26 protein-coding genes and 2 pseudogenes are annotated in these 26,521 nt (G+C 43.1%); 19 read left to right on the top strand and 9 right to left on the bottom strand.

Annotated elements, in window-relative coordinates:
- The first annotated feature begins 276 nt into the window (after positions 1–276).
- Both QZW82_RS29350 and QZW82_RS29345 read left to right on the top strand, forming a co-directional pair.
- Positions 277–465, top strand: a complete 189-nt coding sequence (locus QZW82_RS29350) for a hypothetical protein (protein ID WP_293156969.1) — start codon at positions 277–279, stop codon at positions 463–465.
- A gap of 21 nt (positions 466–486) precedes the next feature.
- Positions 487–1,248, top strand: a pseudogene (locus QZW82_RS29345) (transposase); the annotation flags it as partial.
- A gap of 69 nt (positions 1,249–1,317) precedes the next feature.
- Here QZW82_RS29345 and leuB read toward each other — a convergent pair.
- Entirely contained in the window at positions 1,318–2,403 is a 1,086-nt protein-coding gene (gene leuB, locus QZW82_RS29340; protein ID WP_293156966.1) for a 3-isopropylmalate dehydrogenase, read from the bottom strand.
- Between the two features lie 119 nt (positions 2,404–2,522).
- Between leuB and QZW82_RS29335 the strand changes: the two genes are divergently transcribed.
- The gene (locus QZW82_RS29335) at positions 2,523–3,323 is read left to right on the top strand and encodes a Uma2 family endonuclease (RefSeq protein WP_293156962.1); all 801 of its coding nucleotides are present in this window, start codon (positions 2,523–2,525) and stop codon (positions 3,321–3,323) included.
- Positions 3,324–3,681: 358 nt separating this feature from the next.
- Positions 3,682–4,887 (top strand): DUF4336 domain-containing protein, encoded by a 1,206-nt coding sequence (locus tag QZW82_RS29330; protein WP_293156959.1) that lies wholly within the window; start codon positions 3,682–3,684, stop codon positions 4,885–4,887.
- Between the two features lie 158 nt (positions 4,888–5,045).
- Here QZW82_RS29330 and QZW82_RS29325 read toward each other — a convergent pair whose 3' ends face one another.
- From QZW82_RS29325 to QZW82_RS29315, 3 genes are all read right to left on the bottom strand, one after another.
- On the bottom strand, positions 5,046–5,648 hold the full coding sequence (locus QZW82_RS29325; protein WP_293156955.1) for a HEPN domain-containing protein: 603 nt from the start codon (positions 5,646–5,648) through the stop codon (positions 5,046–5,048).
- Positions 5,649–5,700: 52 nt separating this feature from the next.
- A complete protein-coding gene (locus QZW82_RS29320; protein ID WP_293156952.1) occupies positions 5,701–6,948 on the bottom strand; it encodes a DUF262 domain-containing protein in 1,248 nt (415 codons plus the stop codon).
- Between the two features lie 267 nt (positions 6,949–7,215).
- The gene (locus tag QZW82_RS29315) at positions 7,216–9,000 is read right to left on the bottom strand and encodes a metallophosphoesterase family protein (protein WP_293156949.1); all 1,785 of its coding nucleotides are present in this window, start codon (positions 8,998–9,000) and stop codon (positions 7,216–7,218) included.
- Positions 9,001–9,467: 467 nt separating this feature from the next.
- Between QZW82_RS29315 and QZW82_RS29310 the strand changes: the two genes are divergently transcribed.
- Positions 9,468–10,445, top strand: coding sequence for an acetamidase/formamidase family protein (locus QZW82_RS29310; RefSeq protein ID WP_293156946.1), 978 nt, complete (start codon positions 9,468–9,470; stop codon positions 10,443–10,445).
- Between the two features lie 155 nt (positions 10,446–10,600).
- The gene (locus QZW82_RS29305) at positions 10,601–10,885 is read left to right on the top strand and encodes a hypothetical protein (RefSeq protein ID WP_293156943.1); all 285 of its coding nucleotides are present in this window, start codon (positions 10,601–10,603) and stop codon (positions 10,883–10,885) included.
- Positions 10,886–11,045: 160 nt separating this feature from the next.
- Here QZW82_RS29305 and galT read toward each other — a convergent pair whose 3' ends face one another.
- The gene (galT, locus tag QZW82_RS29300; protein WP_293156940.1) at positions 11,046–12,068 is read right to left on the bottom strand and encodes a galactose-1-phosphate uridylyltransferase; all 1,023 of its coding nucleotides are present in this window, start codon (positions 12,066–12,068) and stop codon (positions 11,046–11,048) included.
- 103 nt (positions 12,069–12,171) lie between these two features.
- On the opposite strand from galT, the gene QZW82_RS32345 reads away from it, so the two are divergent.
- The 4 genes from QZW82_RS32345 to QZW82_RS29285 all read left to right on the top strand — a co-directional run bounded on the left by QZW82_RS32345 (position 12,172) and on the right by QZW82_RS29285 (position 14,724).
- A complete protein-coding gene (locus QZW82_RS32345; protein ID WP_366665108.1) occupies positions 12,172–12,405 on the top strand; it encodes a colicin D domain-containing protein in 234 nt (77 codons plus the stop codon).
- A 258-nt stretch (positions 12,406–12,663) separates the two neighbouring features.
- Positions 12,664–13,509, top strand: a complete 846-nt coding sequence (locus QZW82_RS29295) for a hypothetical protein (protein ID WP_293156937.1) — start codon at positions 12,664–12,666, stop codon at positions 13,507–13,509.
- A gap of 236 nt (positions 13,510–13,745) precedes the next feature.
- On the top strand, positions 13,746–14,135 hold the full coding sequence (locus QZW82_RS29290; protein ID WP_293156934.1) for a deaminase domain-containing protein: 390 nt from the start codon (positions 13,746–13,748) through the stop codon (positions 14,133–14,135).
- 115 nt (positions 14,136–14,250) lie between these two features.
- Entirely contained in the window at positions 14,251–14,724 is a 474-nt protein-coding gene (locus tag QZW82_RS29285; RefSeq protein ID WP_293156931.1) for an SMI1/KNR4 family protein, read from the top strand.
- Positions 14,725–14,796: 72 nt separating this feature from the next.
- On the opposite strand, the gene QZW82_RS29280 is transcribed toward QZW82_RS29285, so the two are convergent.
- A complete protein-coding gene (locus QZW82_RS29280) occupies positions 14,797–15,522 on the bottom strand; it encodes a restriction endonuclease subunit R (protein WP_366665107.1) in 726 nt (241 codons plus the stop codon).
- 58 nt (positions 15,523–15,580) lie between these two features.
- On the opposite strand from QZW82_RS29280, the gene QZW82_RS29275 reads away from it, so the two are divergent.
- The 6 genes from QZW82_RS29275 to QZW82_RS29250 all read left to right on the top strand — a co-directional run bounded on the left by QZW82_RS29275 (position 15,581) and on the right by QZW82_RS29250 (position 19,552).
- Positions 15,581–15,823 carry a hypothetical protein gene (locus tag QZW82_RS29275; protein ID WP_293156928.1) on the top strand — a complete coding sequence of 81 codons (243 nt, stop codon included), beginning with the start codon at positions 15,581–15,583 and terminating at the stop codon, positions 15,821–15,823.
- Entirely contained in the window at positions 15,813–16,190 is a 378-nt protein-coding gene (locus QZW82_RS29270; RefSeq protein WP_366665106.1) for a type II toxin-antitoxin system RelE/ParE family toxin, read from the top strand. The genes QZW82_RS29275 and QZW82_RS29270 overlap by 11 nt, the downstream gene beginning before the upstream one ends.
- A 77-nt stretch (positions 16,191–16,267) precedes the next feature.
- Complete coding sequence (locus QZW82_RS29265) at positions 16,268–16,618, top strand: DUF433 domain-containing protein (protein WP_293156925.1); 351 nt, start codon at positions 16,268–16,270, stop codon at positions 16,616–16,618.
- Positions 16,596–16,958, top strand: a complete 363-nt coding sequence (locus QZW82_RS29260) for a DUF5615 family PIN-like protein (RefSeq protein ID WP_293156922.1) — start codon at positions 16,596–16,598, stop codon at positions 16,956–16,958. The genes QZW82_RS29265 and QZW82_RS29260 overlap by 23 nt, the downstream gene beginning before the upstream one ends.
- Positions 16,959–17,079: 121 nt before the next feature.
- On the top strand, positions 17,080–19,050 hold the full coding sequence (gene acs, locus QZW82_RS29255; RefSeq protein ID WP_293156919.1) for an acetate--CoA ligase: 1,971 nt from the start codon (positions 17,080–17,082) through the stop codon (positions 19,048–19,050).
- A gap of 247 nt (positions 19,051–19,297) precedes the next feature.
- Positions 19,298–19,552, top strand: coding sequence for a hypothetical protein (locus QZW82_RS29250; RefSeq protein ID WP_293156916.1), 255 nt, complete (start codon positions 19,298–19,300; stop codon positions 19,550–19,552).
- 148 nt (positions 19,553–19,700) lie between these two features.
- Here QZW82_RS29250 and QZW82_RS29245 read toward each other — a convergent pair whose 3' ends face one another.
- Positions 19,701–19,988: a hypothetical protein gene (locus tag QZW82_RS29245; protein ID WP_293156913.1), complete on the bottom strand. Its 288-nt coding sequence runs from the start codon at positions 19,986–19,988 to the stop codon at positions 19,701–19,703.
- A 718-nt stretch (positions 19,989–20,706) separates the two neighbouring features.
- On the opposite strand from QZW82_RS29245, the gene QZW82_RS29240 reads away from it, so the two are divergent.
- The gene (locus QZW82_RS29240) at positions 20,707–21,306 is read left to right on the top strand and encodes an ACP phosphodiesterase (RefSeq protein WP_293156910.1); all 600 of its coding nucleotides are present in this window, start codon (positions 20,707–20,709) and stop codon (positions 21,304–21,306) included.
- A gap of 147 nt (positions 21,307–21,453) precedes the next feature.
- Positions 21,454–22,350, top strand: coding sequence for a thermonuclease family protein (locus QZW82_RS29235; protein ID WP_293156907.1), 897 nt, complete (start codon positions 21,454–21,456; stop codon positions 22,348–22,350).
- 98 nt (positions 22,351–22,448) lie between these two features.
- On the opposite strand, the gene QZW82_RS29230 is transcribed toward QZW82_RS29235, so the two are convergent.
- Positions 22,449–22,778, bottom strand: a complete 330-nt coding sequence (locus QZW82_RS29230; RefSeq protein ID WP_293156904.1) for a hypothetical protein — start codon at positions 22,776–22,778, stop codon at positions 22,449–22,451.
- Between the two features lie 549 nt (positions 22,779–23,327).
- Positions 23,328–25,277 (bottom strand): iron uptake porin, encoded by a 1,950-nt coding sequence (locus QZW82_RS29225; protein ID WP_293156901.1) that lies wholly within the window; start codon positions 25,275–25,277, stop codon positions 23,328–23,330.
- Positions 25,278–26,169: 892 nt separating this feature from the next.
- Between QZW82_RS29225 and QZW82_RS29220 the strand changes: the two are divergent.
- Positions 26,170–26,521: pseudogene (locus QZW82_RS29220) on the top strand (hypothetical protein); the annotation flags it as partial.

Here is a 26,521-nt window from a genome sequence, read left to right as displayed (position 1 = left end):
CCATAAACTTTTTTTGGGATTGACTAATCCCTGACATTTGTTGTAAAATAGATTCTAGAATATTCATCAGGCATTTTTTTAAGTTCGTGTGTTTTTTGAGCTTAACGTAAAAAGTGCCTTTTTTTTGGATTTTCGGTGAAAATCCCAGAGACTTTTTGTCTCTGCTCGCTTGTGCGTCCCCGTTCCAAAACTGTCCGAAGTATTGCTGTATTCACAAGGTTAGTATTCAATTGCCTCTCGGTTCTTTCATAAATTGGAGTACATCGGGAGCTAAAAATGACATCAACAGTCTTAGGTATAGACATCAGTAAAAGAGACTTTCACGTCTCATTACTGAAAGAAAGTCGTGCAACTAAACCCAAAAAGTTCACTAACAATATTCAAGGATTTGAGAGTTTACATAACTGGCTCAAACAACAAAGTGTTGTCGAACTCCATGCTTGTATGGAAGCTACTAGCAATTAGGTCGAAGCCTTAGCCGAATTCCTCTATGGGGCAGGCTTTCAGGTTAGTATCGTCAATCCGGCTCGTATTAAAGGATTTGCCAAAAGCGAACTTCTGAGAACTAAAACTGACTCCGTAGATGCGGCACTGATTGCTCGTTTTTGTGCGGCGATGAAACCGTCTTTGTGGACACCAACTGCACCGGAAGTCAAAGAATTACAAGCTTTGTTGCGACGGCTGGAATCCGTGATTGAAATGACTACTCAAGAGCAGAACCGTTTGGAAACAGCTACGCCAACTGTTGCTGGTCTTACCCTGGCACATTTGGAGTACCTAAAAGAGCAACAAAAACTGATTAAAAAACTGATTAGTGACCATTTTGACCAACATCCACATTTAAAACAACAGCGTGACCTCTTGACCTCAATTCCCGGAATTGGTGAACAAACAGCATCCGTATTGTTAGCTGAAATTCGTGATGTTTCCGATTACAACAATGCCCGTCAATTAGCGGCTTATGCGGGTTTAACACCTTGTGAGCGCAGTTCAGCGACGGAGGTTAAAGGCAAAACTCGTTTGTCTTGTACCGGCAATGTCCGACTGCGAAAGGCGTTGTATTTGCCTGCAGTAGTGCCGATGCGTCACAATCCGTTACTTAAGGCGATGAGTGACCGATTATTGGGTCGTGGCAAGGTCAAAATGCAGGTGATTGGTGCTTTGATGCGGAAGTTGGTGCATTTGGCTTTTGGTATTTTAAAGTCCCAAAAGCCTTTCGACCCCAATTATTTACTTGCTACCTCTTGACAGGTCAAGACAGTATCTACAATCTTTTGTATTGCTTGTTGGGCGGGGGCGGGTTTATGAAATTCTCGATTAACCTTGCAAAACTTCAATTAAAGCCTCGCCCATCGCCCGACAACCGACCAGTTTCATGCCTTCCGACATGATATCACCAGTGCGATAACCTCGATCCAAAACTGCCACAACTGCTTGCTCAATTTTATCAGCAGCTTCGGGCTGATTTAAGGCGTAGCGCAACATCATTGCAGCGCTTAAAACTTGGGCGATGGGATTAGCTTTATCTTGTCCGGCGATATCCGGGGCGGAACCGTGTACTGGTTCAAAAACTCCCGGGCCGCTTGCACCCAAACTCGCAGAAGGCAACATTCCAATGCTACCAGTTAGCATCGCCGCCGCATCCGAAAGAATGTCGCCGAATAAGTTACCCGTGACAATTGTATCGAACTGTTTCGGCCAGCGAATTAACTGCATGGCTGCGTTGTCAACATAAAGGTGAGAAAGTTCCACATCGGGGTATTCTGAAGAAAGGGCAATTATACGATCGCGCCACAGTTGCGAAACATCCAAAACATTCGCCTTGTCAACCGAACACAGCCTTTTTCCGCGCTTCCGGGCGGTCTCAAAAGCCACGCGGCCGATGCGGTCAATTTCTGACTCGGTGTAAGCCATCGTATTCACACCGCGTTTTTCCCCGGTTTCTGTCTCAAAAATGCCTTTCGGTTTGCCGAAATAAATGCCGCCAGTCAGTTCGCGGATCACCATAATATCCACACCTTCGACAACTTCTTTTTTTAAAGAAGAAGCATCAACCAACTGCGGTAAAATAGTCGCAGGACGCAAATTTGCAAACAATCCCAATCCGGCGCGCAGTCCTAACAATCCAGTTTCCGGACGCTGTTCGCGGGGCAAATTGTCCCACTTGTAACCGCCGATAGCTGCTAATAATATCGCATCGCTGTTGCGGCACTTTTCCAAAGTTTCTTCCGGTAGCGGATTGCCTGTGGCGTCAATAGCAGCGCCGCCCATTAATGCTTCTTGAAATTCAAAGCCGATGTCCAATTGTTTGCCGACAAGTTTCAGGACATCTACCGCTACAGCGATAATTTCAGGGCCGATGCCGTCTCCCGGTAAAAGAGTGATGCGGTAGTTTTGAGTCATATCGATTTAGGAGTTTTGATTTGAGATTTGAGATTGAGAGTTAAGGGGAATTCTTTGGCAATCCAAGACATTCTCACAAGGCTATAATCATATCAGGATAAGCAACCTCAGAATTCATTATGACATTCCCGACTTACCCGCCTGCTCAAGCTGAACCGCCTCTAGACCCCCGGCAGAGTTTGCCAACAATGTATGATTTACCTAGCGAAGACCCAAAGGAGCCCGGTTTGCCTGATACATTTCATTTAGATCAGCCGCAACTCTTGGAATTCACGTTTTTGCCACCTGGATGGGATGCGGAGCAAGTATTTACAGCCAGCGACCTAAATTTGTATTACGATGCAACACAGCCGCGCTGGCACAAACGCCCGGATTGGTTTGCTGCGGTGGGTGTGCCCAGGCTTTATCAAGGGCGCGATATGCGTTTGAGTTATGTAGTTTGGCAAGAACGGGTAAATCCGTTTGTGGTGGTGGAATTGCTATCGCCGGGAACTGAGGATGAAGATTTGGGCCGGACTGTTAAGCAAGCTGGGGAACCGCCGACTAAGTGGCAAGTTTACGAACAAATTTTGCGGATTCCTTACTATTTTGTGTTCAGTCGCTACACGGATGAATTGCGAGCTTTTCATCTTGTAGGTGGCCACTATGAACCGGCAGAATTAATGGATGGGCGGTTATTTATTCCTGAGTTGCAGTTGAGTTTAGGTTGGTGGCAAGGCACTTATAAGAGTATGAATCGTTTGTGGTTGCGGTGGTTTACGGCCGAAGGAGGGTTGATTTTGAGTCCGGGTGAAAGGGCAACTGCTGCGGAACGGCAACTGATAGAATATCAACAGCAACTTATAGAATCTCAACAGCGAGAGGAAAGGCTAGCGGCGCGGTTGCGGGAATTAGGTATCGATCCTGAACAGTTGGTTTAATAGTCCCGCACTCAGCCCTGGTGAAACGCCGTTTCTTGGTATATTTATCGTAAGCTGTTGCACATTTAAATTGTATATTCAGGGCGGGCGGGACGCCCACCCCACTCATTGTCTGATTTTTTTGAGATGCAATTTAAATGCAGAACAGCTTATATAAACGCAAATTTTCTGAGAAACCGGGCTTCTAGTCATCCGTAAGTCCTGTTTGAGTATTCGACAAGCAGGCGCGGCGCAGCTATCCCGCTCTTAATCGCCCATAACCCTTTTTCAACTCCTCGCATCCGCATCACAAGATTGAAATAAAATAACAAAAGTTCGATCGCACGCACGTACAAAAAAATCGGCAAGGAGTCGCGGAGTGACAGACGGCGAAAGCATACCAACATCAGCACAGATTGACAATCGGGACTATTCATGGCCCTTTTGGCCAATCGTCCCCATCTATCCCTACAGCAGGCGGCGCACCATCCGCAAGGAAATAGTCAAGGACAAAATCTGGACTTTTGACCAACTACAAGGCATTTTCTACGTAATTGTGCCGATTCGGATGACAGTCATCAAACTCGAATCCGAAGGCCTTCTCGTCTACGCCCCCGTCGCGCCGACTCCAGAGTGCATCCGCTTGGTAAACGAGTTAGTCGCAGAACATGGCGAGGTTAAGTATATCCTGCTGACAACGGTTTCGGGCATCGAACACAAGGTATTTGTCGGCCCCTTTGCGAGGTGTTTTCCCGAAGCGCAGGTGTTTGTCACTCCCAAGCAATGGAGTTTTCCGCTAAATTTGCCGCTGAGTTGGTTGGGTTTGCCCGGTAAACGCACCTCTGTACTGCCTTTTGATAGCAGCAACACGCCCCTTGCAGATGAATTTGATTGGGCAATCCTCGGCCCGCTGAACCTCGGTTTAGGCTTTTTTGCGGAAGTTGCGTTATTTCACAGGCGATCGCGCACGCTAATGTTAACAGATTCCGTGGTTTCGATTCCCGAAAACCCGCCCGCGATTCTCCAACTCGACTCGTACCCGCTGCTATTTCACGCCAAAGACACCGCTTTGGATGTGGTGGCAGACACCCAGGAAAATCGATGCAAAGGGTGGCAGAGAATCGCCTTATTTGCGATGTATTTTCGCCCTAGCGTGTTGGACGTGCCACCGTGGTCGGGGGTGTTAGCCAGCGCCCTGAAAGCGCCAGAGCGATCGATAAAAGCTTATTTTGGATTGTATCCGTTTAAGTGGCAAACTGATTGGGTGCGATCGTTCGAGGCTTTGCGCGGAGGGGGGCGGTTGTTGGTGGCGCCGGTGTTGCAGACTCTAATTCTCAACCGCGCGCCGAGGGAAACTCTCGATTGGGTGGATAAAGTCGCGAGTTGGGACTTCGATCTGATTGTACCTTGTCACTTCGATCGCGCGATCGACTCCCGGCCCCGCGAATTTCGCCAAGCATTCTCATTTCTGGAAAAACACTCGGTTGTTAATTCTTTACCCGAAGATGATTTTAAATTGCTGAGGGATATTGATGCTGGTTTGAATAAAACTGGTTTAGTTCCGCCTGCAAAAGAGAAGGTTTAATCTGAAATTTTCGACAATTCTGAATAAGCTGTTTGAACACAGGCAAAATGCCTGTACCACTCAAAAATTCAACTATTATGGAACGGGCATCTTGCCCGTTCCGGCTAGAAGCCCATCGCCAAGAAAAAATCCTTAACAATTACTGGAAATTTATTCATTTATCTCATTAAATCATTAATCAACTCATCCACCTTCAAAAGTTCTTGAATAATTTGCTCTACCCTCTCCAATTCATTTATGGGATTTAGAACTCTAATAGTTGTTGGGGATGTAGCTGAAGTATGGACTGCAACACCTCTGTCTTCCCCAAAGGTATTCATAGTAGCCAGCCAAAAAATATTTAGATTCTCGGGATTGATTCCTATTGGCAAAAGCAACGACAGAATATTAGCTTCTTTTATTCCATGATTCTGGTCAATGATTCGCTTAAAACTATTAATAGCTAAATCTATCTTTTTGTTGATTTTGATTTTCTCATCCGGTATTTTTTTAGCTGGCTTTGTTGGACTTAGTGTATCTGGTGGTAATTCCATCATTTGACCGGAAAAGGCAAGCAAACATATCAAAGTACAGCAAGTCTTACCCTGACTGTCCCAATTGTTTTTAGCATTAAGGGCTGCTTCCCAAACTCTATCCTCTAGATAAGCTTCTATTTCGGCATGAGCTAAAACTCTGTAGGCAAGAGTTAAGGCTAACTGTCTGGGGGAATAAAAATGTCCGGGCTTAATCTTAGGAATGAATTGTTTTTTTAACCTATTCAACTCCTTAGTTAGAGTACGAAATCTGACGGATTTTGGCATACTGCTTAAGAACTTACCACAACCCGTTAAAGATAATGCGGTTATCTGCGAGTTCGGGGACATAAAACTCTAAATTTAAAACCTTTCGCAAAGTTTTGCCCCACAGTGAGAGACGAGTATGAGTTTCGCGAATGCTAGTTGTTCTTTTCTCAACAGCGTCTCTGAATTCGCTATTAGGGGACGAACATAACTCTTTAAAAGCATTTTCTACTCGCTCCTTATTATTCTTAGCAGCTTGTCCTATCTCGGGATAGGAAAAATAAAAAACCATTACATCTAAAATAGCTCGATTCATTTTTTTGCGGTAAGTATTAGAAGTGTTAGACCATACGCGAAATATATTTTCTTCTCCAAATATTGCAATGGTTGTTTGCACCGCGTTCTCAAATTCGCTAACTGTATCTTCGATCTCGATTTTTTGTTCGTCCCAATCATTGTTGAGTTTTTCGCAGGTCATGTCCAGGAATTTTTTAAGATTCCCGCGATAATCGGATAAAAAATAATAGAAGGCTACATACCGCAGCAACAATTCGACATCGCGCATCCGAGGATCGGGATTTTTTGATTTAAGTATTGTTCTTAAAGCCTGATTTTTAATTGATGCGTCGTCTAAAAAATTGACAAAATCTCCGGGATGCAATGCTTGCCTCAATTCTTGCGGAGATAGCGGAGTATTCTCTAAATTCAGGCGTAAAAAAACTTTGTATAGTAAACTTTCTGTACGCCAGTTTCTAATCAATGTAGTCCGAATAGTTTGAGTGTCGAGTACATTAAGTACGGGACTCAACACAACATCGTTTTTTATATCCTTATAGGTATAACCATTGAGATCGGGTCTAAATTCTAAGTTTGCCAAAGCAAAACTATCATTAGGAGTTTCGCTCATTCCATAAAATTGCAGGATGGCTAGCAAGCGTTGCTTGCCATCAAGAACTATAAAATTTCCGCGACTCTTTTCAGGAGAAGCTAAAACTATTTCTGGAATGGGAAATCCTAGAAAAATTGATTCGATAAACCTACTTTTGCGAGTTATATCCCAAGCATCTCGTCTTTGAAATCTTGGATTGAGTTGAATGTTTTCCCGCATAATTAGATCGAGGATGCTGGTTGTTGTCCAATCAGTGCTACCTACAATGATTTCTGAAATTTCTTTTAATATCGATTGTGGCTTTTCATTAGATTCCAGCTCATCATCTAAATATTCATCTTCTTTATCAAAGATTACTTCTTCTGGTTTTTCCAAGAGTTTTTGTTTGGGCATGACTGTACTCTACTCGTGAGTTTAATTTGGATAGACTATCTATTACCTAAGTATAGCAGAAGTCACAAGACTGAAGTTGACTCTTGACCGAGAGCGAGAGAGTTTTCTTCCCAAAAAATCAATTTTGAAGCTTCCACAGCGTATTAAACTATTGTCTATTGGTGCGTCGCTGTTAGATTTTTTATTTTTATTTGGGGATGAGGGATAGCGACCCACCCTACGAATACTGAGGACTGAAGTCCTCACTACAAACCTGACTGCACTAAATCACGATTTTTTCAACTTAAACTCATCAAACTTCACCACTTCCGAGTCTGGTTTCCGCGTATCAAAATAATAGCTACTAACCGTAGCACTCCCCGTGTCAAATACACTAAAAGCCGTAATATCATTACTATCAATATACGGCAATGCCAGCCCATCTTTCCCCAACAAAGGTGCAACTGTTGGCATCACAGGTTCCAATCCGTTCGGATCTCCAATCGCGCTGTAATCCTCCCGATATCCAGGCGGCACAAATCGGCGCTTTCTCCCTGCAAATGCCCCGTAACTGTTACCCACATTAGAAGTCTCTAAAAAGTGCATTCCGCTGGTACTCACAAACCGATTCCACAAATGCGAATGTCCGTACAAAACCAACTGCACGCCCGCCGTTTCTAGCAGCGGCATCACATCCCGAATCAGATAATCTTGCTGTTTCGGATATTCGTAACGCACCATCTTAATCTCGCCGTCCAAAGTGCGATCGACTATTTGGACTGGGTCAGTATAAGCAGGTACAATATTGTCACCCAGAGAATGCGGTGGATGGTGAAACATCACAATTTTATATTTAGCTTGCTGGAATTCCGCACTATATAACTCTTGTTCTAGCCAAGAATATTGAGCGCTGCCTTTGACAATTGGCTCAAAAATATGCTGTCCGTATCCCCATTTTTCGGGACGATCAAAATCTTCGTCCCGTTCCCGATACCTGCCTCTCGCGCCTTGATCTAAATTCGGAGTCCGCCAGATATTTGTAACATACAAACTCACTAACCGCACGTCCCCAAACGTCACAGCATAATAATTTTTCTCACTGGGTAAACTGAAAATTTCGTTGTAAGTATCACTATTAAAACTATTGTTTTTCAACAAAACATCTTGGTCTTTCATCCCATTTTTTTGAGTGAGGTATGGATATATTTTTTCCACAGCAGCGCGGGGTAAAGGGTCATTAAACTGGTCGTTGAGACTGGTGCTATTTGAAAACCTACCCATAATCTCATGGTTCCCAATCGCCGGAAATATAGGCGCGTGTTGGATCAGTTCGCCACCGCTGTACACTGTTTTGATGCCGTTTTTGTCGATTTCCGAGAAGGCGCGGCCTTGTAAACCGGGGAAAAAAGCGCGGCCTCGGTCGTCGTCGAACCATTCGGAAGCGCGATCGGGTATATTAATTAAATCACCAGCCATGAAAACTGCATCAACTTTATCAATTGTTTCTGCTACTTTCTGGAGATTCGCCGCTGTCATCGGCATCAATTGATGGTCGGAAGTGAACAGGATTTTTAGCCCAATTCCTGCTGCTGGTGTCGGAGAAAGGCTGAAAACTTTGCTGCTAACAGATTCACCATCTTTCGTTTCGCTAGTCACTAGATAAGGAATGCGAACACCGGGCATTAAATTAGTAACTTCGGCTTCGTGGCGCCAGATGTGGCGGACAATTGGATTGTTATCAATTATGCCCTTTTTCATTTCATCGGAGATGTGCGAGTCTTTGTCTTCCCGAGTCCGGCTTAGCTTGGTAGTATTTGCAGTCGCAATTTTACTCAAGTTTTCGCCGTAAGCAACAATATTCCGAGTCCCAGAAAATTCGGTAAACCAAACAACTCGCACCGAGTTAGTTGTTGGAAATTGCAGAAACGGATCGGTTAAAAGTTTGGGTTTGTTGAGAAAAGATTGCATAATCAAACCTAGGAATAGGACAATCAAAATCAAAACAGCAAAAAACCACAGGTTCCGAGAAGAACCTTGGGATATTTCTGATTTTTCGGGCAATGGTGTTAACATAAGTTATTGTCATGAATCTGTCGGGGAGGGTTTCACCAGCAAAATATAACTCCCAACCTTAATATATAGCGGTTCTTAGAAAGATGAGATATGTTGTTGGGCTTGGGCCCTCTTAGTGGAACTGGTTATATAAGCTGTCAGTTATACCTCATCTTTTTGATAAAGGCTATATATACACCCGCCCCCGCTTTGAATTTTAGATTGCCAAAGTTATCAAAAAGTTAAGAAATTCTGAAAATATCTCAGATATCACAAACCGGGTGAATCTCACTTTTGAAGAGGGCGAAGCATGACCGCAGATAAGTTATTAGTTATAATCTCATATTGAATGCGGTCATGCTTCGCCCCTACACATATATTTGCCAAATATGAGATGCACCCTGAGGTATTCACCAATTAATTAACAATTACAAAATCCCCCAATCCCCCAATCCCCAATCCCCCCCCAATCTAAAATCTCAAATCGAATGACTCACCACCTTCTCAAAGCTAACTGCAAAACCGTACACTTAGGCGGTTTCTCTCCCAAGCTAGAACCTGCTTTAACTGTCGATTCGGGCGATCGCATCGATATCGAAACCTATTCGGGGTATTATGTTGCTGACAAGGCCCCGCCGGAATTTCTGACGCCGGAATTTTTAGATATCTGTCAGAATTTACCTGACAACCGCAAAGTCGGCCCGGGCCCGCACTTGCTAACAGGCCCGATTTATGTTAATGGGGCCGAACCCGGAGACGTTTTAGAGATTCACATCGAAAAAGTTTACCCAAGTTTACCAGTAGGATTCAATGCGATTCGCGCTGGTTGGGGAGTTTTACCTACATATTTTCCCGATCCTAAATTGCGGTTTATTCCCCTAGATTTAGAACAAAAGATTGCGGAATTCCCGGCAAATAGCGGTGTCAAGATTCCCCTGCATCCATTTTTCGGAATTATCGGCGTTGCAGATTTTGAAATCAACCGTTCTTCTATTCCTCCACAACGCTACGGCGGCAATATGGACAATCAGGAATTGCAACCAGGAACGCGGTTATTTTTACCTATTGCGGTGCGCGGGGGTTTGCTGTCAATCGGCGATGGACATTCGGCACAGGGAGATGGTGAAGTTGATGGTACGGCGATTGAAACTTCGATGAATGGGACTATTCAAATCATCTTGCGTAAGGATTTATTTTATATATTTCCGTTTGCGGAAACTCCTACTCATATTGTAGTTATGGGTTTTGGTCAAACATTAGATGATGCCTTTGATATGGCGGTAAGACAGGCGGTTAATTGGCTACAAAAGTATGCCGGTTTTCAAGAAGAAGATGCCTATGTTTTCTGTTCCCTCGCGGTCAATTTTCGGATTACTCAGGCTGTGAATAATCCCCGCAAAGGAGTTCACGGAATGATACCTAAGTCGATTTTGCCCAACGTGCAAATTAAGGATCGCTGGCGGTGATGTGGTATGATAACAGCCGATCGCCAAAACAACCTCGATCGCGATCGCACAAATTACCCAAATTTGTCACTGCGGTGGCTCGATCGCGATCGCACCACCGCTCAAAATTCAGCTTAAGATTAGGATAGGTTGCAAATTCTCTCTAAATGGACTCCATGAAAAACCAGACTGACGATTCTGCAAAACAAGATTTAGTCGATCGAGCTTTTGGAAGTCCAGCCATCCCAGATCCGACAGCGTGGGTGGACGAACATTATTTTCTGGCTAATTTTGCTAATACTCTCGCCCACCTCCAAGAAAATTTATCTGATGAGAGTTGCGAAATCGGCGAGAGTGCTGAGTCTGGCCAGGCGAGATTGTCGCTTGATGCTAAGATTAGAGATATATTGAGAGCTAATTTTAGCGATGACTGTTGGCAGTATGTCGAAAGTTTGTTGTGAGTTTGGTAAAATTTATGAATGTTTGTAGGTTGATAAATTTTGAGCGTCAATTAAGCTGTTGCAGATTTAAATTGTCTGTTTCAACCGATGATTGAAAATCATTAAATTGTCTCCCGCCTTCGTATGGGACATTCTTTGATAAATTGTAATTTTTTATACTTTAGGATGGTCGGAAATTGCGATCGCCAGGAATTGCGATCGATCGCAAAAACTCAGCACTTTCTTCGGGTAAAGCTGTATTGATAAACATCCCGCTACCCAACTCAAACCCAGCTTGTTTAGAAACTCTGGGAATAATCGCTATATACCAGTGAAAATATTTTGTGGCTTGTTCCGCCGTCGGCACGGAACGAATACTATAGTTGTAATCAGGATTGTTCAATCCGTAATAAAGCTGAGCGAGTACAGTTTTCAAAGTATCAGCCAGATCAGTAATTTCCGCATCAGTAATATCATCAAACGAGGAAGAATGTCGGCGCGGAAAAATCCAGATATGAAACGGTGAAAGTGCAGCGTAAGGAATAAAAGCTACGAAATATTCACTTTCAAAAATAACTCTTTCACCGGAGGCTAATTCATCTTCCAAAGTCCTGCAAAACAGACATTCTCCCGTATCATCAAAATAGCGAACTGCTGCATCGATGCGGCTGCGAAATTGGCTGGGTACAACGGGCGTCGCTGCTATCTGCGAGTGAGGGTGTTCGAGAGAAGTTCCGGCACTTTCCCCGTGATTTTTGAATATCACAATTGTTTCAACGTGGGGATATTTTTTAATTTCTAAATAGCGGTGGCGGTATACTAAAAGTATATCAGTTACTTCTTCAACGGTCAACAAAGCAGTCGTCAAATCGTGTCGCGGGTGTTCGACAATTACTTCGTGAAAGCCGATTCCCGACATCATGCGGTGAATTCCCGATGATATCCTGATCCGTTCTGCTGTCGGCGAGAGGGCGGGATATTTGTTACCAATTGCGCGGACTTTCCAGCCGGTGCGATCGCCCAAACGGCAAGTTTCTAAGGTTCCATCTTCCTCATTTCCCACGCAAAACGGGCAATCGGCGCGGTGTTGGGGTAGGAATGCGGGTATTTTTTTGGTGTTGGCGAATTGGTCAGGTCTTTTTGCGCGTTCCGTGGCGATGATTACCCAATCTCTGGTAATTAGATTTTGTCTAAGTTCAGACATTTTCTTACCTTTAGTTTTAGGGTTGAGTCGTTTTTTATGGTAAGATAAAAGATTGGCTGATGTCACGGGTAACTGTAAATTTTTAACAAATCTTGACTTGAATATGTCTGTAAATCTGCGTGGGTGCGATCGGCAAATTCAAAAGAAATTCAAACACGCTGCCGATTTTGGTATTTCAGGCAATTACAATTTGCAGACAGCAGCAGCATTTGCAGAAGCAATTCAAACTCATGTCCAGAAACAGGAGTGCAGGAAATTGAGGGTACTTATCGCAGGCCACCAGTCAAGCACTACTTTGACCCTGCGACTAAGGCGGAAATTACGGAGATCGTTTTAGAATATGAATGGCGTGCAGTTGAATATCGACAATATACTTAAGTAGATAGAGATGAAAATATACAAGTTCAGGATGTAAATGTTTGCGCTCAGTCAGCGCGGTATTACAAATAATTAATAAATTTTGACTTCTGGAACTTTTTGTATTAACATTGCTTTTGATTAGTACATAACTCCTAGCTGCGACAATTATCTAAATAGCATCAACCAACAGAGCTATCGTTCTTAAAACTTTAATTTAAATATGAGGATGTTGACCGTGAAAAAAACTATTTTTTTTCTACTTGCCTTTATATTCACTGCGTTTGTATCCCCAATTCTCAGGTATTACTTAACTGCAATTTTCATAAGTGTGGCGACACCAAAGTGGCTGATTGGTGTTTTAGTTCCTGTAGTGACTTGGTTCATTGTCTTTGTGCTGTTACTGCTACTATTTTTCAAGCCTTTAATGCTTCAAGACTACTTAAAGGAACAAGAGTTCATAGCAGTTGAACCTGATGAATTTCCGCAACTAGATGTCAACTCGCTGCAACGATATACCAAGACTCTAGAATTAGCAGGTTTTGTCCAACTTATCGACTTTACAATAATGGTTTCTGGCAAGCAAAAACTTGGTTTTGCTAGGCTCTTTCTTCATGCACAACATGATTGCTGGGTTGAAGTAAATCAAATGTTTCTTTCGGGAAAGCTAATGCCAGTTGCAGCAACAATAATCAGCACTCTAAAACCCGATTGGTCATTGTCTACTACCGATCGCAAAATGAGCGGCTTCCTACTCGGTTTAACTTATATTATCAGTCACCCTCGGGGTTTGTGGATTAACCAGCCGAGTATTACTCCGAGCAAACTTTTGGAAATACATTTACATAAACTGCAACAAATTGCTAATACCCTTACCTTGGAAGTAACGAAATTGACCGATACTTCACCCGATGCCTACTTTGATTTCCAGCACAGAGAAAGGATTAAACGAAAACAGGCTCTTCAGCGCAAGAATATGATTGTTGGTATTGCTAAAGCTTTGATTTCTGCGGTGAATCCTCAGCGCGAATGGATGGGCGAATATGGGGATGCGGTAGCAACAAAAATGCAGTCAAGACGTTAGAAATATAACAGGTTTTATGCGATTTGCAACTGCACGTTTTGCAACTTGCAAATCGCTTTCAACACTTGCGCCAACAAGAGCGATCGCTCTGTGTCAATCAAATTCAATTCCGGTAAAATCTGACAAGTGCAACGATTCCCCTGCCTCACCCTTACAAAACGATAAATTTCGCCGTTCTTTGTCCCCTCATCCCTTTGGTAATCTGGGGAAGTATTCTAAAAAATAAAGAGATCCATATGGAAGGATGGGCGAATCGTATTAGCCAAATTCGAGAAGAGCGAGGAGTATCGGCTTATAAAAATATTGCTGTTGCAGACTTCCAGATTGGGAACGATCGCGGCGAATTGATAGCCGTCAGCGGTCGATCGACTCGTCCCGGAACAGTTGGTTTACCAGACGAGCCATTATTTCAGACTTTTGAAGTCCCACCCGGACATTCACGAGCCTATGATAGCGAACGTAAACTCCTTGAGGAATTCGGATTGAGATATATTCAAACACCGGAGGTTGAAGGTAGAGTAAATCTATGGACGGAAAGAGAACCCTGTGATTCTTGTTGCGACGTAATAGAGCAATTTAGGAGGCGCTTCGCCAACATCAGACTGACGGTAAACGATACAATGTAAGCTAAGCAGAACTTACGCACATCCCTATTTTTAAAGGGGATATCTAAAGGTTTAAACCTTGACAATGCCATCAATGCTGCCGTAAGTTCTGCAAAACTTAAAGGATGTAGTAGTTATGTACTTAAAACGAGTAAAAAACCAACTGATAGAACTAAAACTCGTGAGGCAAGATGAACTGGTAGGCTGTACGCGCGATGAGGTAATTGCGATCGAACAACTGTTGGGAATTTCTTTCCCCCCCGCCTATCAGGAATTTCTGTTATCAATGGGGTGTAGTGCTGGTAAATTCTTGCGTGGTTCGGACTGTTTTTTCGATCGTCTACCTCAACTGCAAGAGTGGGCTGTCGAGTTATTGAAGGAAAATAACTTTGCTGAATCCCTACCAGAGGATGCCTTTATTTTTTTTATGCACCAGGGCTATCAATTCAGCTTTTTTCGACTATCAGAAGGCGCAGATCCTCCGACTTACTCATACTGCGAAGGGACTAACGAAACTTCTTTTATTAAAAGCCATGAGAGCTTTAGTGATTTTTTGGCAACAGAGGTAGAAATTTACGCGAAATATTTGATGGCTTTGGCTGGAAACTGAGGAAATCGCACATAATTTATGCCTAAACTCCTCACATTCTCTTCACCTTAAAAAAATCTTTGTAAGCAAAATTTAAGCCAACTGCAACTGCACATTCTGCAACTTGCAAATCGCTTTCAACACTTGCGCCAATAAGAGCGATCGATCCCGATCGATCAAATTCAATTCCGGTAAAATCTGATAAGTGCAAGGATTCCCCCGCGTCACCCGCACAAACCGATAACTTTCCCCATTCGTCGTCAATCCCCAAACAGACGATTGCTGCTGCAAACTCTTATAAGTATAAGCCAGCAATTGTGGCAAACCGGCCAAAGGGGCGATCGCACTATTTTTCGCCTCCACTACCAAAATCCAAAACGGTGTCGCCCCTATCTCCGCATCCGGCTGATTTACTGCTAAAATATCCAACCGGCCTTTAATTAAAGTATCCTTATCTTCAACTTCAATGGGTATGCTATCCTCCATTGTCAGTACGATCGGAATATCAAAAAATCCTGTTAATCTCATCAAAGGTGAAAGCACTAAAAACTTAACGAGTTCTTCTGAAACTTTTCCGGCGGATAGGTATCGTCGAAAGTCATTTCTAAGTTTCAATAGTTCCTGCTGTTCTGATTCTGTCAGCGGTTCCAGAGAGAAAAAATCTGTGAAACCTTCTCCTTCTAACTCTTCGAGTTTGAGAAGATGGCGAACGTCATTTAACGAAAGTTGGCTTGCTTCTAAATTTTGAGTCATGGCTTTTGTGCGATCGGCCTTTCCTGTAAAATATATGGCAGATTTGATATAATCTAATATTATCACTTTTCATTACCTTTTCACATCAGTCTATTTCTTACACCCTAGATTACCAGGAGTAACTATGAAAGCAATTAAAGTGATGGCAACGATCGACAACGGACAATTATACGTTGATGAACCGCTAAATTTAGAGCAAAACAGCAGAGTAGAAGTAATTGTGCTGATTCCCGAAGTTACAGAAAGTAATGAAGATGAGCAATCTAAAGAAGAAATTTTAGCAGATTTACGTCAAGCTTGGCATGAAGCTATGACTGGGAAAACAATTCCTGTTGCCCAAATCTGGGAGGGAATTGATGATGTCTGAGCAACCATCTATCCAAGTTGAAGCTGCACCAACGTTTACCAGAAACTTACGCAACCTCGCCAAAAAATATCGCAGTATTCGTAACGATATACAACCAGTCATCGAACAACTTGAACGGGGAGAGTTACCTGGCGATCGCATATCTGGGATTGGTTACGAGGTTTTTAAAGTAAGAGTCAGAAATACCAATATTCAAAAAGGTAAAAGTGCTGGCTATCGTCTGATTTATTATGTCAAAACGGAAAACGGAATTATTTTACTGACTGTTTATACAAAATCTGCACAAGCTGATATTCCAGCCGATGAAATTATGGGCATCATTTTAGAATACGAACGGCGTGCAGGTGAAGATGAAGAAGATGCCTAAATTTTGGGTCATGGCTTTTGTGCGATCTTCTGTTCAGGTATTATAATAGTATAAAACCTTATCCCAATCAACAAACTATGCAACTTGAAGACTACTTCAACTTCCTCAGACCTGACGATATTCGGCTCAAAGGTTCCCGCATTGGCATCGAAACCATTCTTTACGAATACCTGTTTCGCGCTCGAACTCCCGAAGAAATTGCCAACATTTACACATCCCTCACCCTCGAACAGGTTTATGCGACAATTTTGTACTACCTGCACAACAAAGAAGCAGTCGGTAAGTACATAACTGAATGGCTGGAATGGGGCGAAAAAATGCAAGAAGAACAGCGCCGCAATCCTCGTCCTGTAACAGAAAAACTCCGCAAATTCAAAGCAGAAAGAGATGCAAGGAGCAAAGCTGATGCCCATTCAGTATCTCTTTGATGAAAATGTCGAGCCTGCGTATGTTAACCAAATTCGCAGGCGCAATCCCGATATAGTTGTTCTAGCAGTTGGAGAACTAACAGCACCTGCTAAAGGGACTCTAGACCCGGAAATTCTTATTTGGTGCGAAATTCACAATTTTATTCTTGTTACCAACAACCGCCGCTCTATGCCTGTTCATTTGACAGATCATTTAGAGCAAAATTGCCATGTACCAGGAATATTTATCCTGAATTACAAGCTGAGTATCGGTCAAAATATTGAAGTATTGCTTCTGATTTATGAAGCGTCATTTGATAATGAGTACCAAGATAGAATTTACAATTTACCAGTGCTCTAATTTCTCACGCAGATCCAACACTTACAAAATCTTCCAAAGTCTTAAGGAAAATAAACATACTTTTCCCCCAATTTATGCACACAATAGCTAAAAAGAGTAACTGAACTAAAAACTAACAGCGATGTCACAAGATACCATCGAATCAATTCTGCAAGAAAAACGCCTATTCCCGCCCACGGCAGAATTCTCCGAAAAAGCTCACGTCAAAAGCTTAGAAGAATACCGCGCCCTCTACGAAAAAGCGAAAGCCGACCCCCAAGCATTCTGGGCCGAACTCGCTACCCAAGAATTAGACTGGTTTCAAAACTGGGATACCGTACTCGACTGGCAGCCACCTTTTGCTAAATGGTTTGTCAATGGCAAAATTAACATTTCTTACAATTGTCTCGATCGCCATTTAACCACCTGGCGCAAAAACAAAGCCGCCCTCATTTGGGAAGGCGAACCCGGAGACTCCCGCACCCTGACTTACGCCCAACTCCACCGCGAAGTCTGTCAAATGGCGAACGTCATCAAAGCATTGGGTGTCCAAAAGGGCGATCGCGTCGGCATTTATATGCCCATGATTCCCGAAGCTGCGATCGCCATGTTAGCCTGTGCCAGAATCGGTGCAGTACACAGCGTTGTTTTTGGCGGATTTAGTGCAGAAGCTTTGCGCGATCGGCTCAACGACGGCCAAGCAAAACTCGTCATCACCGCAGACGGCGGCTTCCGCAAAGACGCAGCAGTCGGCCTCAAAGTACAAGTAGACAAAGCCCTCGCCAACAACGCTGCACCCAGCGTTACCAATGTTCTCGTCGTCCAGCGTACCAAACAAGAAGTGCAGATGGAACCAGGGCGCGATCGCTGGTGGCATGAATTGCAAAAAAACGCCTCCGCAAATTGTCCCGCCGAACCGATGGATAGCGAGGATATGCTATTCATTCTCTACACTTCAGGAAGTACCGGCAAACCGAAAGGAGTCGTTCACACAACGGGCGGTTACAACCTTTACACCCACATGACAACCAAGTGGATTTTTGACCTCCAAGACACCGATGTCTACTGGTGTACCGCCGATGTAGGCTGGATTACAGGGCACAGTTACATAGTCTACGGCCCCCTTTCCAACGGTGCGACAACTGTCATGTACGAAGGTGCTCCTCGCCCATCGAATCCCGGCTGTTTTTGGGATGTAATCGAAAAATACGGCGTCACTGTTTTCTACACCGCACCAACAGCAATTCGCACCTTTATGAAGATGGGCGAAGAGTTGCCAAATGCTAGAGATTTGTCATCTTTGCGATTGTTGGGAACCGTCGGCGAACCCATAAATCCTGAAGCTTGGATGTGGTATCAGCGGGTAATTGGCAACTCTAATTGTCCGATCGTAGATACTTGGTGGCAAACCGAAACAGGCGGAATTATGATTACTGCTTTGCCCGGTGCAATTCCCACTAAACCAGGTTCTGCAACGCTTCCTTTCCCCGGAATTGTTGCCGATGTTGTTGACCAAGATGGCGAACCTGTAACTAATGAAAGCGGCGGTTATTTAGTTGTGAAACATCCTTGGCCGGGAATGATGCGGACTCTTTACAACGATGCCGATCGCTTCCGCCGCACTTATTGGGAATATTTGCACCCAAAAGATGGCGAATTCGTGTACTTTGCAGGGGATGGCGCGCACAAAGATAAAGACGGTTATTTCTGGGTAATGGGCCGCGTTGACGATGTGATTAATGTCGCCGGACACCGACTCGGTACGATGGAAGTTGAATCGGCTTTGGTGTCTCATCCAGCGGTGGCAGAAGCTGCGGTTGTTGGTAAACCCGATGAGATTAAAGGTGAGGAAATAGTTGCTTTTGTGACTTTGGAAAACTCGCAGCAACCTAGCGACGCATTGGCTAAGGAATTGAAGCAGCACGTTGTGAAGGAAATTGGCGCGATCGCCCGTCCCGGAGAAATTCGATTTACCGATGCTTTGCCAAAGACTCGCAGCGGCAAGATTATGCGGCGTTTGTTGCGTTCTTTGGCCGCTGGTTTGGAGGTGACGGGGGATACTTCAACTTTGGAGGATCGGACGGTTTTGGATAAGTTGCGGGCTGATTCCTAGGGGTATTTTTGCGATCGCAGATTTAGGCAGATGAACGCAGATGAACGCAGATAAGATTTACATCTGCGTTCATCTGTGATTGAATTGCGATAGCAACTGCCACATCAGTTAGGGCATAATTAAGAAGAGTGAATATATCCCCAAACCCCTCACCGTAGACAATCTAACTATTAACTGTCAACTGTCAACTGTCAACTGTCAACTGCTATAAGTCATACCGCTGTATTTTTGAACGGGAGATAGAGGAATGAGTCAGATGTGGACTGAAGAGCAAATCAGACAAATAATCCCAGATATTGATTCACAGTTAGACGACAGCGATATTCCAACGGTGATTATCAAGGGTGAAGGTAGCAGTATTTTTATCTCCTTTGAGAACCGTCGCGAGATTGAATTTTTGATTGCCCAATTATCTAACCTACTGATTCATCACGAGGAATTGGATCTGGGAGTTACTGTTAAGGGGTATGTGACAACATTTGGTGAGTATAGCTCTCAATAGGCTGCAACACTACTTATGAAATAAAACGGCTTTGGATAAGTTTCGGGCTGATTCGTAGGGCTGTGAAACCGCAGATTCAGGCACAATAACGCGGATGAACGCAGATAAGATTAGATCTGCGTTCATTTGGGTTTAGTTGTTAATTAACTTATTTGCCGCGCCAGAGATGAACGGCATCGGGGTTAATTTGCGACCTTAATTGCAACCAATCTTCTAGCAAGTAGTCATCATCAACTGCTTCAGAATGTTGTTCGTCTTTGAGAATTGCTAAGACGTGAACTCCTGACGGATAGTTAACATGACGAATTTCTGGGTCATATCCTAAGTCTTGAATTTTTGCCAGAATATCATCTACAGCACCGGCTACAGTCAGATCGACTGCCAGAATAATTTGACCGAGTTTAGCACCAGGTTTTACGCACTCTAGGACAGCCATTATTCTTTCTCCTTGTAGTTACAACGGTACACTTGAGGGCGATTTTCGACTTTTTCGCTCGAATCAGCGTATCTCTATAAAGAGGAACACTAAGAAATGATATGATAGTGCTACTTTGAGCAAATCAACGTCACCCTTAACAAAGAGTACAAAGAAAAATCGGAGCCACAAAAAGAGCGCTCACCTGCATACTACAATTAGGCGATCGCACTTTTGTGATTAATATGCACTCTTCATGAGCTTCTGAATATCCTAATACGGGCGATTGCTATAATTGACACTCAAGCGGGCTGAAGCCACTGAGATTCTGCTGACAGAATAACTTTAGTTATTACTAAAGCCTGATTCTCGCTACGGTAGTCAAAACCCGTCTACTTAGTCACCCAAATCAAGTTTAGGTTTCTAGCTACTTTTGTCGTTTTCTGAACCATCACGCTTGCCAAAATACGGTACGCTCAACAACCTGCTATTATTTGCCCTTTACTGTCATACTGTCATCAAGCTTGCGCTTGACCGTTGTTTCCAGGGGCGGGAATTTCTCCGCACTAGGATGTCTCAACACGTAGATGTTTGTTCTTACTTACTTGTTGAACATAATACAATATTTCAATAAAAATAGCAACAAGTAAGTAAGAACACTCTTGACTGAAGTCCCCCGAGCCGCTTCCCTAGGAAGGACTAAAGTCGCGCTCGTTTCCCGCATCCCGTATTAATTTTTATGAATTATTTGGCTCATCTATTTCTATCTGAAGGCACGCCAGCATCGCTGATTGGCAACCTCTTAGGCGATTTTGTCAAGGGTTCGGCAGTAAATCTTTACCCCCAGGAAATTAGAAACGGCATCGATTTGCACCGAAAAGTCGATCGCTACACCGACTGTCATGCCATAGTGCGATCGAGTAAAAGCCTTGTTTGCTCCCAAAGGCGCAGGTTTGCGGGAGTGTTGATTGATATGTTTTACGACCATTTCTTAGCTAAAAATTGGCTGGAATATTCAGAAGTTCCGCTGCCAGATTTTGCTCGTGGCGTCTATCAAGTTTTGCAAGACAGTCGAGATATATTGCCGGAATCGCTCCAGCAGATTGTGCCAACAATTATCGCCCGCGACTTGCTGTGCTCCTACCGGGAAATTGGTGGCATAGATATTGCTCTCAATAGAATGTCGGCAAGAATCAAGTGGACTAATAGCTTAGCAGATGGAATAGAAGATTTAACAGTTAATTATCAGCAGCTTGAATCAGATTTTCGGGCTTTTTTCCCAGACTTGATAAATTACGCAGCCACTTGCAAAAATCAATATCAAAAATACCAACACTAATCCGTAGGGTGCTTGTGGGCGCACAGAGCGCTATATATCCGTTAGCGCACAGAGCGCCTCACTCCCAACCAATTGCACCAAGCAGCAAACTCATGTACACTTTAGCCAATATGTGAATGAAATCTCAAGTCTAACAGGGTGCGAAATATGGTAACTAGAATTCCGAACCTGCAAATAACTCAAGTAGTTGATGGCGATACTGTCAAAGTTGCTCTCAACGGCAAAACCGAGTCATTGCGGCTGATTTGCGTCGATACAGAAGAAAGTTACTCTAACACTTCAAAGCCTGTAACTGTCGCAGGGAAAGCAGCTTCGGAAATGGCTAAACAATACTTCGCTACAGCAAATGGTGGGCTTGCTAAAATTGACATTGAATTTGATACAGACGATCCGGTTGAAATTGCTCTAGAAAAACACCGTGACAACTACGGACGCCTCTTATGTTACGTACATAAAGATGGAGAAAATTACAATCTAAAACTGATTAAAGAAGGCTGGAGTCCCTACTTTATGAAATACGGGCGATCGAGATTGTATCACCGAAAAATGACCGAGGCAGAATCGGCTGCAAAAGCTTACAATCTGATGATTTGGAATCCGATTACCAATGCCAAAATTCCCTCTCGCAACTATGCTAATTTGCTGCCTTGGTGGTCGATGCGAGGCTCGATTGTAGAAGACTTTCGCTTGTCAGAAGCAAGGGCAGGAGCACTTTCTGTGAGATTGGACTACCCAAAAATCTTAGCCGCTTCCGAGGAAGCTAAATCTATTACTATTTTCTGCGACTTGCAGGCTGGGATTAATAAATGGATAGGCGGCAATGCCCTAATTTATGCGGGTTCAGTTTATCATAAATTAGATTTGTGGATACCCGATGCCGAAACTTATGAAATGGCTCCTTTGAAGCGATTGATTGAAAAGCGTTATGCAGGTCAAGGACGCGGTTACGTGTATATTAGCGGCAAGGTTGAACAGTACAAAAGCAAGCCTCAAATAATATTGAATAATATTAAACAGTTTTCTGACTTTCCCCCAGAAAGTTGAGTTTAAAATGAAGTTAATTAAGCAAATAGAGAGCAATTCTCAGAAAGCATCGCCCTCTCTTTGGCAACTATCTTCTCTTTTTCCGATATCTGTGGTACTTATTGTCGCATTGAAGGAGTATTAAAAAATCGACATCCCAAGGGATTGCTGCGTACAGTTCGATTTTCCGGAGCCGCCGCCGTCGCACTAGGTTGAACGGGTACGGTATTAGTCTCTGAAACCACAAAAGATTTAGAAGTGCTAATAGTTTTTGAGGGAGCGGCGGTAGAAGTGTTAGCACCATTCTGCTGGTTAGTGGTTGTTATATTCTTCTCTACCGTTAAATTTATATTTGATTCAACAGCCGTTTGTGCTTGACAAGGACAAGCTGTGAGAGCCGAAATTGCAGCCAAGCCCAGAGTCCAAAAATAGCCATTTGATTTAATCATGTTTTTCTAAATCCTAACTTCAGTAACTATCGAAGATATGTTAAGATGTTAATTGAATTTAAAAATAATTCCTAGAGTGTTTGTGCGGATCTTTTTTTTACAAGTAATTCCGTATTTTTATTGAGACAATAAACATATAATGACAACATTAGTCCTAAAAATGTGAAGTTTTAGTAAAGCTCATGTGTTTGTACTTAGAAAAAAGATTAAGACATCTCCCTCGGCGTTTTAATCCGCCTCAGAAAGTCAAAACTGATTGAGGTTGAAAACTTGTATTTGTTGCAATAATTCAGGAATCCCGCAAAAAAGTTTAAGTCCTGGCGCGATCTGACTGATAACTAATATTAATTATTTTAAAATAACCGTTATAAGTTTATAGTGATGACTAAGATCCTCTCACTTTTATCAGGACTGAAGTCCCACGACAAACAAACAGGACTTACGCATAGATACCAAAGAAACCGAGTTTTTTGCCATGTTCAAGCGTTCTCATGAAGTATTCTCGGAAAAACCCGGTTTCTGGCCACCCGTGCGTAAGTCCTGACAAAATCAAAAAGAGAACGAAGTTCTCAAGACACCCACCGTAATCGGATCGCTATTGCGAGTGTGATCTGGTTGGAAAATCACCATTACTCCAGGAGTAACGCTAATATTCTCGCTCACCTGCCAGCGGTAGAACATCTCTACATGAGTAGTTGTTCCCGGTTGGCCACCTTTGCGCCCTAAACCCGTATCTAAAAAATCGGGAATATTGTTGCCTATCGGTAAATTACTGCTAACAATTTTAGGAGGTTGCCCGATATAAATTCCCCCCAAATTTCCGGCACCAAATAAATCGGGAAAATTCACAAACACCATATAATTTGTAGTTGCCACACTCCCAGATTTACCAGGAATCCGAGAATTAGTATAACCAGCCCAACCTCCCAAGGAAATACGCGAAGAAACCCGCCAATTTACAGTTGCTCCCACAGCATTCGTTTGGATGGAGGCTGATTTGTTGGTACTGGAATTAACAGCAGTTAACTGACTGTCTCCCGCCAGACTAAGCAAATTGCCGTTAGGCGAATAGTCGTTGACATAATAAACAGTAATATCTAGTGGATCGGCGGGAGTGAGAGTTAATTGTAATCCCAGTGTATTGTGTCCGCTAGGCCCGTTAGAACTGACAAAAAATCCGGGAACTGTAGTAGAATAAACAGCTTGTAAACTCGCTCTTTTGGTAAATTGCCAGTCAATCCCCGCACCGCCTTGACCGAGACCGATGTTCAAAATAGGGTTTCTTTGAGCGAAGGTTGAAATCGGGCCAGAAGCGGCGCTTTCTGCTCGATTCGGCCCTCGGAAACCGCTAATCATGTTCACTCCTGCTGTCCCTCCAATTACTGCTAATTTATCGCCTACCAGAAAGCGATAGTTAAGATCGCTGAGGGTAAGGGCAGAATTTTCGCCAAAATCGTAAGCAAGGTTTACGTCTTCGGTTAATTGGGGTGAAGTCTTTCCTCTCTGATTTAAAAGACCGATGAATAAGTTACTGCGGGGAGTGAATTGAGCCGTTAAATATAACTGACTTAAAGCGATAGTGTTGATATTTGTGCCGGGGTCTTTCGTATCTCTTTTGCCGTCTCTAGGAGCGCGATCGGCACGGTTGGGACTGCGACCTTGTATCCCCACAATTGTCAATCCTGATAGCTTGACTGTCGGCGAAAATTGATTGGCTTCTAGTTCTGTTATTCGCGCTTCTAATAAGTCGGTGCGCCCTCGCATTACGGCGATATCGGGGGCAAATTCTTCTTGCAGTTTTTGAATTTTTACCAAGTCTTCTTGCTTGACTCTGTTTTCATTGCCTGTGCCAATTAATTCTCTAATTTTATCTAAACAAGCATTGACTCCGGCTGCAAATTCATAGCGAGTTAAAGCACGGTTGCCACGAAAGGTACTGTCGGGATATCCAGCTATACAACCGTATCTCTCTACTAAGGATTGCAGTGCTTGAAATGCCCAATCAGTAGGTTTTACATCGCCCAGTTGAGAGACAGATGTAACTTGTTCTGTGCTTTCCTCTGAGATTGGTTCATTCTGGTTTTCAATAGTTGTTGGAGATTCCAGTAAACTGGCATCTGCTGGGAGATTTTGATTAGCTGATTGAGGATTTTCGACTAATCTTTTCTGGAGTGAGTCAACTGCAATTTCGGTAGGGGCTGGTTCAGCAAAAGTTGCAAGAGTAGGGGAAGACAGGGGTAAACTGGGTGTGGATGGTGGGATAGACCGATCGACAAATTGCTGATTTTCCGGTAAGATTGTCTCCGGTGCCTCAAATGCAATTTCCGTAATTTCCGTAGGGGCGCGTTGAGCCTGGTTTTCAATCGCAGCGGGAGATTCGGGTAAACTTGGTTGTGCTAATACTGGAAGGCTAAATAGTCCTTGCAATCCCCATCCGAGGATTAAGCCTGTGAGAATTTGTCGGTTTGGGCGATCGTCTTTTTGATTGAGATTTTGCATTTTCAGTTGTTATACTTTGTGCTTGTTGATTGAAGATATGTGAAAACGAGACGACCTGATTAAAAATGACGCTATGAAATCAAAGATATTAGTAGTGAACTGCGCCGGAGAAACCTGAAAATTTCTGCGGAAGTGTAGTTAATGTAGCCAACATTAAACACCTGCTACTCGTCGCCAAAACTAACGCACCATCTCGTCATATTTGGGTGGTTTAGCAGTCCTAATTCGATCGCATTGGCATTAATCTGATTGATTTGATGCGAAATTACGAGATAGGCATCATTGTGCTGTCAATGTGATAACTGATACCAGTTTAAAAAATAATGTAACTGTAGTCAAGGGGAGCATCCCGGTTTTGTAAATATCCGAATAACAATAGTCCGGACAGTTTTCAATGACCAACGGTAGAATGCGGGTTCTGGGTTCCAGTATCTGTGAAATATTAACGATAGAATGAGGCTTTGGGTCGCTGCTCAAAAAACAGTCCGGGGTATTGGAATAAGTGTAAAATAGTTAAAATCAATAAAAGCGTCAAACAATACTTCGGACAGTTTTGGAACAGGGACGCACAAGCGAGCAGAGACAAAAAGTCCCTGGGATTTTCACCGAAAATCCCAAAAAAGGCACTTTTTACGTTAAGCTCAAAAAACACACGAACTTAAAAAAATGCCTGATGAATATTCTAGAATCAATTTTACAACAAATGTCAGGGATTAGTCAATCGCAAAAAAAGTTTATGGTGATTTTGTTTTCCACCATATTACTTGTTTATGGCAAGGTGAACTTTACCAATCTGAGCCGTTACAGTTCATTCAATGAAAAAACTTATCGCCGTCATTTTTTGAAAGATTTTGACTTCGCATAATTTAATAAATACTTTATCAATAAAGCCTTGAATTCTGAGCAAACTATTATTGCTGTAATCGATTGTTCATTTATTGAAAAAAGTGGCAAAAAAACTGAAGGTAAAGCTAGTTTTTATAATGGTGTAGCTGGCAGACCAGAAGAGGGCTTAGAAATTTCTGTAATTTCTGTAGTCGAAGTCGAAACTCATTTGTCTTATAGTGTGAGTGTACAACAAACACCCAGGCGTCCTCCCACAGAACTACCCAAAAATTCCCTGACGGCTCAAACGAAAAAAAAGTCAAAAAAAACTACTAAAAAGAAAGGCGCTCAAAGCTCAACGCCTGAGATAACAAGAGTTGACGAGTATGCTCAACATTTAAAAGAAACTCGTTTTTTAT

The organism is Microcoleus sp. bin48.metabat.b7b8b9.023 (assembly GCF_013299185.1).
Classification (GTDB): Bacteria; Cyanobacteriota; Cyanobacteriia; order Cyanobacteriales; family Microcoleaceae; genus Microcoleus.
The sequence above is the reverse complement of the archived record's forward strand: the minus strand, read 5'-3'. Positions and strand labels throughout refer to the sequence as shown.